This is a genomic window from Erwinia sp. 2186 (assembly GCF_057812255.1).
In genome coordinates, this window is record NZ_CM173824.1 from 2941909 (window position 1) to 2953660 (window position 11752).

Here is an 11752-nt window from a genome sequence, read left to right on the forward strand (position 1 = left end):
AGACTGGTCTACCTACTCTTATTCACGAGGTGACTTATGGCTGGCCTGCCTGTGGGTTCTGAATCCGCCTATGAAAAGCTGCTCAACGCGGCACGCGTCCTGTTTTATAACCATGGCGTCAACGGCACCGGCATTGATGCCATCATCAAGCGGGCTGGGGTGGCTAAAAAGAGCCTGTACAACAACTTCGCCTCAAAAGATGAGCTGGTGGCCACCTACCTCCGGGTGCGTCATGACGAGTGGCTTTCGCTGTACAAAAACCGGGTGGCCAGCGCCATCACCCCGCGCGATCGGGTGCTGGCGGTGTTTGCTGCCTATGAGGATCACGCCGAATTTGCCTATGAAAATGGCTTTCGCGGCTGCGGGCTGCTGAACGCGGCGGCCGAGCTGCCGGCCGGATCGCCGGGACGTCAGGCGGTGCGTGAACACAAGGAAGAGGTCGAGGCCATTCTGACCGCGCATCTGAGCGATTTGCTCGGCGGAGACGCCGGTGCTGCCGGTGAAATGGCCCGGCATTTTGCCTTTCTGCTGGAAGGCAGTATCTCACGCGCCGGGCTGGAAGGCCGCAGTGACTGCGTTACCCAGGCCGCCGCCATGGCGGGCAAAATGATGGAGGCCTGTTAATGCTGTCATCCGGACAACGACTGGGCGGCACGGCGGGCGTGCTGATTGCGGCGATCCTGTGGGGCACCACCGGCACCGCCGCCACCTATGCCCCAGGGCTGAGCCCGCTGGCGGTGGGCGCGGTGGCAATGGGGATTGGCGGACTGTTGCAGGCGCTGATTGCTGCGACCACGATTATTCGTCAGCGCCGCCTGATAGCCCGACACTGGCCTTTTCTGTTGACCGGTGCCCTCGCGGTCGCGGTCTATCCCCTCGCCTTCTATACCTCGATGCGCTATGCCGGGGTGACGGTCGGCACGGTGATCTCCATCGGCTCTGCGCCCCTGCTCTCGGCGCTGATCGAAACCCGTCTTGACGGACTGCGCCTGACAAAGCAGTGGGCGATCGGCGCCTTGGTTGGCGTGGCCGGCATGGCCTTGCTGTGCATGGCGGAAAGCGGCGGGCACGGTGCCGGCAACGGCTACGCCATGGCGGGCATCGCCCTGGGACTGCTGGCCGGCTTTACCTATGCCCTGTATTCGTGGTCAGCGAGGCGGTTAATGCAGTGCGGCGTGCTGCCCCGCGCGGCGATGGGTGCCACATTTGGTGCCGGGGGTCTGCTGCTGATGCCGGTATTGCTGCTGACCGGCGCGCCGCTGCTGGCCGCCTGGAATAATGCTGCGGTCGGGATATATATGGCGCTGGTGCCGATGTTTATCGGTTACGTCTGCTATGGCTACGGGCTGGCGCGCATTCCCGCCAGCATGGCCACCACCATCACCCTGCTGGAACCGGTGGTTGCCGCATTGCTGGCAGTGGTGCTGGTCGGGGAAAGGCTGCCGTCTTATGGATGGGCTGGCGTGGCGCTGATCGTCGCCAGCCTGGCGGTGATCACCCTGCCGTTAAGCATGCTACGCTTCCCTGCGGGCAGACGCCGATCGGAAAGGGTCTGAGGCGATAACCAACAGGTGAAGGTAACTGAATGGAACAATTGCGTATTGCGCGCTATGCGCCGGGTGATGAGCGCGGGTTAATCCCACTGATTTTGCATATCCAGCGTGAGGAGTTCGGCATCGACATTTCCGCTGAGGATCAGCCCGACCTGATGCAAATCCCGTCATTTTACCAGGGTGGCAGCGGTGACTTTTGGGTAGCACGGATGGCGGACGCTGTGGTTGGCACCATTGGTCTGAAAGACATCGGTAACAATCAGGCAGCGTTACGCAAGATGTTCGTGGCCGCCGCCTGGCGAGGACGTGAACTGGGGGTTGCCCGCCAGATGCTGGCGCTGCTGATTGAAACCGCTAAACAGCGCGGGATCAAAACGATTTATCTCGGTACCACCGACAGGTTTCTGGCGGCGCATGCCTTTTATGAAAAGCACGGTTTCAGCCTGGTCAGCCAGCATGATTTGCCCTCAACATTCCCTTTAATGGCGGTCGATACGCGGTTTTATGCCCTGCACCTGTGAACGGCATAAATTTATTGATGAGTGGGATACCTGCCAACGAGGTTGGCAGGCTTAATTTCGCTCAGGAGAAATTCTCCAGCACCGAGATAAAGGAGTGCCGATCGCCCTGCCCTTCGGTCAGGTGGACACGGCCTTCAATATCGGCAAGATGATGGTCCATCAGCTGCTGCGCCTTAGCCAGATCTTTCGCTTTCAGCGCAGTGACAATCATCCGGTGATGATCGGCACCGCAGTCGTCGGTGTGCTTCTCTTCATACAGCGCCATCACCAGCGACAGGCGCGCCACGATTTTTGACAGCATTTCCGTCAGCACCGAATTGCCGGCCATGTCCGCCAGTACCAGATGGAATTTGCCGGACAGCACGGTTTTCGATTTTTCATCGCCGTGCTGATGGATATGCTCCTCCTCATCGGTGAGCTTTTCCAGAAATTCCAGCTGGTCCTTGGTGGCCCGCTGCGTTACCAGCTCCAGCAGAATGCCTTCCAGCTTGCGACGCGCTTCAAACAGGCTTCGCGCTTCCTGGATCCCCGGCTCGGCAACGAAGGTCCCGCGATTGCGCTTTCTTTCCAGCAGGTGATCGCTTTCCAGCACGCCCAGCGCGCCGCGCACCACGGTGCGGCTGACGCCAAAGTGCTCGGCAATCGCTTCTTCCAGGATTTTACTGCCCGGTTTCAGCGCGCCCTCACCGATGGCGCTGGCCAGCGTGATACGAATGCGCTCGGACACATCATCAGCAACGTCGCCCGTCGCGGCCTCTTTTCCGGCTGCCGCTGCGCCCCGGCTGCGCGTAGTTTTCATGCTTTTCTCCCTAATCTTGCGATGAGCACACCCACCGCATTTGGTCTTCAGACCCACCGCCACCTACTATCTCCGTAATACAATCCCTGCGCAACGTCTCAATTTAAGATGATGCCCTGTTCCGCACAGAGAGACCGGATATGGTCGGCAGAGCTGCGGATGGCGCTGACGGCCTGGCGGTAACCGTAAGGCTGATGCTGATAGGTGGGATAACCGTAGTTGGCCGACTCATAGCCTTCCCAGCCGGCCACTTCGCCTGCCTGCACGCGCAGCTCATAAGCGTCCAGCATCGCCATATAGGCCTCCAGCTCTTCCGGCGTTAAATCAGGATGGCCGGCGCGCCACAGCGGATCGTTAATCTGGATGCACTGGCGCGGATTGGCCTTACGCGGCTTATCATCCGAGGACTGCGCAATTTCCAGCGACAGGTTAACCTGCGGGTTGGCCTGCGCCAGCAGCGCCAAGATGGCGGAAAAGTCGACGATGCCGCTGCCGCACGGACGCGGCTGGAAATCCAGGCCGCCGGGCGCCCGGCCAATATAGGCATCTTTGATATGCGTCTGCCGCACCCACGGCGCCAGACGGCGCGCGGCCCAGACCGGATGTTCCGCACGTTGCAGCATATTGGCGGTATCCAGCACCACGCCGACGCAATCCTCACCCACCGCGTCGATTAAGCGTAGGATCTCAAATGAGGTGATCTCGTCATGGGTTTCGATATTCATATGCACGCCGTTGGCGCGAGCCGCCGGCGCCAGCTTGCGCAGCACCTTTTCCATCGCCAGCAGCTGATCGTCCCAGCTCACGTCGGTGCGAAAACGATCGACCGCCAGTCGGCCAGGGTAAGCCGGTTTGAAATTGCCCGGCGACACCCACAGCTCTTTGCAGCCAATGGCCGCACCGGCCTCAATCATCCGGGTTAAGCCGGCGATGATGTCACCGTTGCCGATATCGCGCAGCTCCGGGGACTCGGCGCTGCAATAAGGGTTGATTTTGCCGAGGCCACTTTCGAGATACAGGCCGAGGCTGTCGGCCTTGTCGCGGATCGCCCGCAGCTCGCCGGCATCCAGCGTGGGGCTCATATCCAGCAGGGTGCTGAAGAAAACGCCGTCCAGGCCCAGCTCTTTAACGTGGTCGAGGCTCGCCAGCGGCCCGCGTTTTTTAACTTCCGGTAGCTTTAAACCATCAATGCCTAATCTCATCAGGGGAATTCCTTTATTGGGTACTGTCTGATTTGCTGTGCAAGCGGTATGCCAGGCATAAACGCATCGGGAGTAACTCACTGATTAACAATATAAAAAATTTAATAATAAAGTTTCGAATCTACATTATACAAAAATAAAAATTAATCACCAAACAAACCGATCTTGACTGGCTATGCGCCGTCAGTCCTTGCTGCACAAGGCTTGATAGCCGATACGCGTCCTGAATCCCCCTGCTTACCCTCAACTTTGCCCCTGCCTTTGTGCCGTTTCCTGGGCGAATCTGCACCATTTTGATGAAACTTCTGCACCAAAAAAGTGACCTTTCATTGTCAAAAACTGTAGAATATTTCGTATTACATAGTTTCGCATATATTTACGAACGTAATTTCGAAAATAATAATCATTTAAATCATAAGATTAGGATTTATTCCGCCGCGTAACGCGTGGTTGGCATGTCGCTTGCAATTTTCCTGTCATCTCGGTTCTTTATTTAGCGTCTCAGCACCAGGGAAGCACTATGTCAACTATGCCTAAAACATCAGAACGCAAGCGGCTCAGCGTTCAGGGTCTTACCCATAGCTACGGCGGCAATAATGCGATCAGCGACATTGCCTTCACCATTGAACCCGGCGAAATCGTGGCATTACTCGGCCCGAGCGGCTGCGGGAAATCGACCGTGCTGCGCGCCATCGCCGGGCTGATTCAGCCCAAAGCCGGAAAGATTGAGCTGGGAAACCAGAACCTCGCGGCCGTGTCGGCCAGGGCGCGCGGCATTGGCATGGTTTTCCAGAACTATGCGCTGTTCCCGCATCTGACGGTGGCCGAGAACATTGCCTATCCGCTGGCCTGCCAGCAGGTGCCCCGCGCTGAACGCAAGGCGCGCGTGATGGAGATGCTGGAGCTGGTGCGGCTCGGTGAGTACGCCAACCGCCTGCCGCGTGAACTGTCGGGTGGCCAGCAGCAGCGCGTTGCGGTTGCCCGTGCCATTGCCGGGCGTCCATCCCTGTTGCTGCTGGATGAGCCTTTCGGTGCGCTTGACCGCGCGCTGCGCTTCGATCTTCAGGTTGAGCTGCTGCATCTGCAAAAGAGCCTGGGCATCACCACGCTGATCGTGACCCACGATCAGGAGGAGGCGCAAAGCCTGGCGAACCGTCTGGTGCTGATGAATAAGGGCAACGTTGAACAGATTGATACGCCGATGGCGGTTTACGATCGCCCGAAATCGCTGTTTGTGAATACCTTTATCGGCCAGACCAACCAGCTGCCGGGCGAAGTGCTGCGCTTTGAGGGTGACAGCACGGTGATTGGCCTGGCGGATAACAAATTTCTGCGTCTGCCGCGCCGGCTCAATTTTACCCTCGGTTCCAGGGTGGTAATTACCTTCCGTCCTGAAGAGGTGCAACTGACCGAACACCCCGGCGACAACCGCCATCCGGTGACCTTGACCGTGTCGGTGCCATTGGGCCCGGTGCTGGTTCACGACCTGTCACTGGGCTGCGGTACCGGTTTGCGTGCCTCGCAGGTGCGTGGCCCCGGTACGGCTATACCGCTTCCCGGTTCTCCGCTGTTTGCTGAAATCGATACCACTCGCTGTCACGCCTTCCCGGCTGAACCGCAACCCGTTAGTTAACACCAGGAGTGAACAACATGAAAGACTTTGAAATCAGTCGTCGTCGGTTCGGTCAGCTTATCGCGGGCGCAGCGGCCACTTCCCTGCTGCCGCTGTCATTTCGGGCGTTGGCTGCGGGCCAGCAGACTGCGGTTGCCGCCACCTTTCCCGGTAACTGGGAAGATGCCTATCGCAACGTGCTGACCCCGATCATGAGCAAATCGGGTTTTGGCCTGACCATCGCCCCGGCCATGGCGCAGGATCAGCTGGCAAAAGTAATGGCCAGCCCCGGCAATCCACCGTATGACGCGCTGCTGATGTCGCCAGGCCAGATGGATATTGCGGTTAAAAACGATTTGATCCAGAAGATCGACCCGTCACGGCTGAAGAACTGGAACCTGCTGGACAAAAGTTTCCAGGGCGAATATGGCCCAACCGTCACCGTGGAAGTGAACGGTATCGCCTATAACCCGGAGATGGTTCCGCGTCCCGCCGGTTATGCCGACCTGTTTACCAATCCAAAATATAAGGGGCTGGTCTCCTGGACCGGTTTCGCCTCTAACACGGCGGTGATGGCCTATACCGAAATTGCCAAAATTTACGGCACCGGTCCGAATGATATGGCAGCGGTGTTCAAGCTGTTTAAGGAACATCCTGAGCAGTTTGCCAGCATTGTCGACAGCACCAACCATCAGATGACCCTGTTCCAGCAGCAGGAAATCGCGGTGTTTATGTGCAGCACCAGCAACGTTGCCCGCCTGAAAAGCCTCGGGATGAAGGCCGAATTTGTCCACCCCGTCACCGGCTCACCGGCGGCACCGGTCAATATCCATATGACCAAAGGCACTAAAAATGCCGACGCCGTGTATGCCTATATGGATGCCGCCATTTCAAAAGCCGCACAGGATCAGTTCAAGATGCCGCCGGCGGAAATGTTCCCAACCAACAAAGAGGTTGAGCTGACGCCATCCATTTCGGCCTACGTCACCCGCGCCGAGCTGCCGAAGCTGGTCTACCCGGACTGGGCGGCAATTAATCAGAATCGCGATGCGTGGATCCGCGAGTTCGACACCCTCGTAGCGGGATAAGGTGAGGTTATGAAACAGAGCGGCTTTCCGTATGTCCTGCCCATGCTACTGCTTTCCGTGGCGTTCTTCGCAACGCCGCTCGCTGTTTTAGTCGGGTTTAGTTTTTTCTCAAAAAGTGGCATTACGCTGGATCACTATTTCCGCTTTTTTGGTGACGCCTTCAACTTCCACGTGCTGATCAACACGGCGCGACTGGGGATTGAAACAGTGATCGGCACCACCCTGCTGGGCATTCCCATTGCGCTGCTGTACTGGCACAGCGGGAGAACCGTGCGGCAGATGGTCATTTTCCTGACGCTTGTCCCGATGCTCACCAGCAACGTGGTCAGAACCTTTGCGTGGATTGTTATTCTTGGTCGCCAGGGGCCGATCAGCGATGCGCTGATGGCGCTGGGCATCACCGGCATGCCCACCAGCCTGATGTTCACCGAAACCGGGCTGGTGATGGCGATGTGCCAGATCGATCTGCCGCTGATTATTCTGCCGCTGATTGCCATTCTGACCCGTACCCCTTACTCACTGACCGAGGCCGGACAGGTGTCGGGCGCCGGACCCTGGCGCATTCTGTTTACCGTGCTGCTGCCGCTGATGCTGCCGGGGCTGCTGGCCGGCTGGATCCTGGTGTTTGCCAGCACCAGCAGCTCGTTTGTCACTCAGTCCGTGATTGGCGGCGCGCGTAATGTTTATGTGCCACAGCTGATTTATCGCGAAGTCGGCACGCTGTTTGACTGGCCACTGGCGTCCGCTATCGCGGTGGTACTGCTGGTGTCGACCGGCTGTCTGCTGGTGGCACTGACCATGATTTCACGTCACAGGAGGCTGAGCGGCCATGTCTGATCACCGAGAAAACCCAATCCCTGGCTGGCTTTACACGCTGTTCGTCTATGGCTTCGGCACCCTGTGCCTGATTTATCTGGTCGCGCCGATCGTCATCGCCATCATGATGTCGTTTACCGCCGGGCAGACGCTGAAGTACCCGCCGGAAGGCTTCTCCCTGCGCTGGTATGAAGCGCTGCTGGATCCGGTGCGCTCCGGGACTGAGCATATCGCCGCCTGGAACTCGCTGAAAATTGCCGGATGGGCGGTGCTGGGATCGCTGCTGTTTGCGGTGCCCGCCACCATCGGCATGACGCGGATGAAGCGTAAAAGCGTCAATGCCATCGAGCCGCTGCTGCTGGCGCCGCTGGTGTTGCCAAGCCTGGTGTACGGGCTGGCGGCGCTGATTGTCGCCAACTTCTTTGGCTTCGCGCCGTCGCTGTGGCTGACGGTGCTGGGACACGTGGTGGTGTTTGGTCCGTTGATGTACCGCGCCGCGTCGGTGGTGGCGCAGGGGCTGAATCCGTCGCTGGCCGAAGCCTCCACCACCATGGGTGCCAGCTGGTTTATGACCTTGCGGCGGGTGATCCTGCCGCTGCTGATGCCGGGCATCCTCGCCGGCGCGTTTCTGGTGTTTATCCAGTCGCTGGATAACGTCACCGTCACGCTGTTCCTGGCCGATGCCAGTACCACGGTTCTGCCGCTGCGTATGTTTGCGCTGATTGAAGAGTCGCTGGATGTGCGCGTTGCCGCCATCTCCGGGATCCTGATCGCCATTACGCTGCTGGGCCTGCTGGTGGCCCGCCGCGTGCTGGCCCCGCGCCCGCAGAACCCTTAATTTACTGAACAAAAAGGAATGATTATGACCATGCAAGGCAACCCGGCCGCAGGCTATCGTATTGGCGCGCTGCTGGCTGATTTTCAGCCCGATTTTGAATTCTCAGCGCCGCTGCCGCTGCCGCTGGACGAGTTTGAGGAACGTTTACGCCGCGTCCGCCGTGCCGCGGTGGAGGCCGGACACGATGCGCTGGTGGTGCATGCTGGCAGCGTCGGCTGGTTCCATGCCTCTAACTACTATTTGCGCTACCTGTGTGACTGGATGCGTGAAGGGGTATTAATTATCCCCACCGACGCCGACAAACCGCTGACGCTGCTGTCATTCTTCACCCAGTCGGTGCTGCTGCCGCCTGCGGGTGAGCCTTTGCTGGTCAACGATATCTGGCAAATTGGGCCGATTGGCCGCGAATATTCGGATCGTCCGGGTGATTCGGTGGTAAAAACCGCCGAGAAATGTGCCGAAATCCTGACCGGTCTGGGCCTGAAGAAAGCGCAGATCGGCCTCCTCGGCGATCGCACCGCCCTGACCTTCTGGGCCGGACTGGAATCGATGCTGCCGGGGGCTAAATTTGTTGCCGACAACCCGATCCTCGACCGCCTGCAGAAGGTGCGTTCACCGCGTGAAATCGAGATGTTCCGCGCCGCGGCGCAGCTGATCAGTATCGGTACCCAGGCGGCCTACCATGTCGCCAGGCCCGGCGTGACCGACCACGAAATCTTCGCCGCCTTCACCGCCGCGCAGATGGCCTTTGGCGGCGAGACCGGCGACGGCTATCAGATTGGCATCAATGAATTCGGCACCCACTGCGGCAAGCCGTACGGTCACGTGGTGCGTCCGGGGGATTTGATCAATCTGTATATCTCCAACGTCACCTGGCGCGGCTACACCGCGCAAACCGCGCGGATGATCGCGGTAGGCGAGATCACCGAGCGTCAGGAAAAAGTGCTGGCAGCCTGCACCGACGGCGTAAAGCGCGCAGAGCGGCTGATCAAACCCGGTGCGCTGATGCGCGATATCAATAACGCCGCCTTTGAGTCGATGATCGAACAGGGCCTGCTCGCCTCGCCGGAAGCGCGCACCATGCCGTACAACTGGTCGCCGATGCCGGATGGCGGCGCACGACTGATCCCGCAGCAGTACGTCAAGGATATCGACTGGGAAGCTCAGGGCCGCAAGCTGATGCATGTCTATCCGGCCACGCACGGTCCGCATAACCCCAATCTCGGCCATTCGGTCGGCATGGCCGGCGGTCAGAACAGCTTCAATATTTCATCGCACAACTACGACCGGCTGGAAGAAGGCATGGTGTTTGTGCTGCACACCCAGTGGCTGGAACCGCTCTCTGCCGGCTGCAACATTGGCGACTGCTACGTCGTGACCCGTGACGGCTTTGAGAACCTCAGCCGCCATACGCCGTTAGAAACTCACCGCATTCGCTCTGGAGCCTGAAATGAATCCCGCCGTCCCGCACACCTTTTTTGATTTCGCCGACTTAACCGAGCGCGAACGCTACAAGATCTTGATTGGCACCGTGATCCCGCGCCCGATCGCGCTGGTCACCACGCTCAGCAAGGATGGCGTGCCAAACGCCGGTCCATTCAGCTTTTTCAACGTGCTGACCCACGATCCGGCGATTGTGGCGATTGGCGTCGAGAACTATGACGATATGCGCTTCAAGGACACCGCGCGCAATATTCGTGAAACCGGCGAGTTCACCGTGCATATCGTTGACGATGCGCTGGTCAGTCAGATGGAGATCTGCGCCATTAAGTTCGGCCCCGAGGTGGATGAGCTGGAGACCGCCGGGCTGAATACCACGCCCGGAAAAATGGTGCGCAGCCCGCGCATTCTGTCCGCACCGGCCGCGCTGGAGTGCCGCCGTCATACCACGCTGCAGGTTGGCGCCGCGCGCGAGATCATTTTAGGCGAAGTGGTCGGCGTGTATATCCGCAGCGATGCGGTCAATCCTGAGAATATGCATATCGATCAGCAGCTGATGGATGCCGTGGGCCGCATGGGCGGTAATACCTACTGCCGCACCCGCGATCAGTTTGACGTAAAAACATTAACTAAAGAACAATGGGAGGCACGCCAGCTCACTAAATAAGTTTACCGTAATAAAAGACAGGGATTCTCTTATCAGTAAATACCCCCCTTAAGGGGGGAAATAAAAACAACATTAAACAGGGTTTATAAAATGATGAAGCGTTCTCTTGCAATGGCAGCCATGCCACTGTTGGCTTTCCTGTGCCCGGCACACGGAGCTGAGATCTATAATAAAGACGGAAACAGACTTGATTTGACCGGACGTATTAAAACCTCGCACGTTATTTCCAACGATGCGAATAACGATGGCGACGCTTCATCAAATCTCCAGGGTGGGTTTTACGGCGAAACGCAAATATCCAACCAGCTCACCGGCTATGGCACCTGGTCATATCAATACAGCCTGCATAATTCCGAAGGCAGCGATGCGCAAAACGGCAACGCCACCCGCCTGGGCTACGCCGGATTAAAGTATGGCCAGTGGGGCTCCATTGACTATGGCCGTAACTTTGGCCTGGTGTATGACGTGATGAGCTATACGGATATGCTGCCATATTTCGGCAGCGACTCCGACTATAACGACGTGTTCCTGGTGGGACGTTCCGCCGGATTACTCACCTGGCGTAACAACGGCTTCTTCGGCTTGCTCAGTGGGCTTAACGTTGCCGCGCAGTATCAGGGCAAAAACGAACGCGCCGGCGACAGTGATGCCATCACCCGCTCTAACGGCGACGGCTTTGCACTGTCGGCCACCTATGATTTTGGCTCGGGCGTCAGCCTGGTGGGATCCTTCGCCAGCCTGGATCGCACCGAGGAACAGAACAGCATGAGCCGCGGTAACGGCGAGAAAGCACAGCACTGGGCAGCCGGGGTAAAATACGACGCCAACAGTATCTATCTTGCCGCTGACTATGATGAAACGCTGAACGCCACGCCGATTAGCGGCGGGTTTGCCAATAAAGCGCAAAATATTGAGGCGGTGGCACAATATCAGTTCACCAATGGTTTCCGCCCGTCTCTGGCCTGGATATTCTCCCGGGCTGAAGATATTGAGGGGATTGGTGACACGGATATTATTAACTATATCGCACCGGGCGCGTATTATTACTTCAATAAGAATATGGTGGTGTTTGCAGAATATAAAATAAACCTGCTGAAAAATGACAATCCGCTGGGGTTAGCCACGGATGATGTGATGGCACTGGGGATTGCGTATCAATTCTAAGCTGCGGAAAGGGTTTAATTCATCGTTCTGATAAGCGTATTCACGCAATAAG

12 protein-coding genes are annotated in these 11752 nt (G+C 58.0%); 10 read left to right on the forward strand and 2 right to left on the reverse strand.

Annotated elements, in window-relative coordinates:
• The first annotated feature begins 36 nt into the window (after nt 1-36).
• Genes ACXKZG_RS13550 through ACXKZG_RS13560 form a run of 3 tightly spaced genes read left to right on the forward strand, consistent with a single transcriptional unit; the run spans nt 37 to nt 2074 of the window.
• Nucleotides 37-624, forward strand: a complete 588-nt coding sequence (locus ACXKZG_RS13550; RefSeq protein WP_134823929.1) for a TetR/AcrR family transcriptional regulator — start codon at nt 37-39, stop codon at nt 622-624.
• A complete protein-coding gene (locus ACXKZG_RS13555; RefSeq protein WP_488875012.1) occupies nt 624-1556 on the forward strand; it encodes a DMT family transporter in 933 nt (310 codons plus the stop codon). Before ACXKZG_RS13550 ends, ACXKZG_RS13555 begins: the two co-directional genes overlap by 1 nt.
• Nucleotides 1557-1585: 29 nt before the next feature.
• Complete coding sequence (locus ACXKZG_RS13560; protein WP_488875013.1) at nt 1586-2074, forward strand: GNAT family N-acetyltransferase; 489 nt, start codon at nt 1586-1588, stop codon at nt 2072-2074.
• A 61-nt stretch (nt 2075-2135) separates the two neighbouring features.
• On the opposite strand, the gene ACXKZG_RS13565 is transcribed toward ACXKZG_RS13560, so the two are convergent.
• Both ACXKZG_RS13565 and ACXKZG_RS13570 read right to left on the reverse strand, forming a co-directional pair.
• On the reverse strand, nt 2136-2873 hold the full coding sequence (locus ACXKZG_RS13565; protein WP_488875014.1) for a GntR family transcriptional regulator: 738 nt from the start codon (nt 2871-2873) through the stop codon (nt 2136-2138).
• Nucleotides 2874-2971: 98 nt separating this feature from the next.
• Nucleotides 2972-4075: a sugar phosphate isomerase/epimerase family protein gene (locus ACXKZG_RS13570; protein WP_488875015.1), complete on the reverse strand. Its 1104-nt coding sequence runs from the start codon at nt 4073-4075 to the stop codon at nt 2972-2974.
• Nucleotides 4076-4595: 520 nt separating this feature from the next.
• On the opposite strand from ACXKZG_RS13570, the gene ACXKZG_RS13575 reads away from it, so the two are divergent.
• From ACXKZG_RS13575 to ACXKZG_RS13605, 7 genes are all read left to right on the forward strand, one after another.
• Nucleotides 4596-5708 carry an ABC transporter ATP-binding protein gene (locus tag ACXKZG_RS13575; RefSeq protein ID WP_488875016.1) on the forward strand — a complete coding sequence of 371 codons (1113 nt, stop codon included), beginning with the start codon at nt 4596-4598 and terminating at the stop codon, nt 5706-5708.
• 17 nt (nt 5709-5725) lie between these two features.
• Entirely contained in the window at nt 5726-6775 is a 1050-nt protein-coding gene (locus tag ACXKZG_RS13580) for an ABC transporter substrate-binding protein (RefSeq protein ID WP_134823923.1), read from the forward strand.
• Nucleotides 6776-6784: 9 nt separating this feature from the next.
• Nucleotides 6785-7612: an ABC transporter permease gene (locus tag ACXKZG_RS13585; RefSeq protein ID WP_134823922.1), complete on the forward strand. Its 828-nt coding sequence runs from the start codon at nt 6785-6787 to the stop codon at nt 7610-7612.
• A complete protein-coding gene (locus ACXKZG_RS13590) occupies nt 7605-8429 on the forward strand; it encodes an ABC transporter permease (protein WP_134823921.1) in 825 nt (274 codons plus the stop codon). Before ACXKZG_RS13585 ends, ACXKZG_RS13590 begins: the two co-directional genes overlap by 8 nt.
• Nucleotides 8430-8453: 24 nt before the next feature.
• Nucleotides 8454-9878 carry a M24 family metallopeptidase gene (locus tag ACXKZG_RS13595; RefSeq protein WP_488875017.1) on the forward strand — a complete coding sequence of 475 codons (1425 nt, stop codon included), beginning with the start codon at nt 8454-8456 and terminating at the stop codon, nt 9876-9878.
• 1 nt (nt 9879) lies between these two features.
• Nucleotides 9880-10536 carry a flavin reductase family protein gene (locus ACXKZG_RS13600; protein ID WP_488875018.1) on the forward strand — a complete coding sequence of 219 codons (657 nt, stop codon included), beginning with the start codon at nt 9880-9882 and terminating at the stop codon, nt 10534-10536.
• Nucleotides 10537-10626: 90 nt separating this feature from the next.
• On the forward strand, nt 10627-11700 hold the full coding sequence (locus ACXKZG_RS13605; protein WP_488875019.1) for a porin: 1074 nt from the start codon (nt 10627-10629) through the stop codon (nt 11698-11700).
• Nucleotides 11701-11752 lie beyond the last annotated feature (52 nt).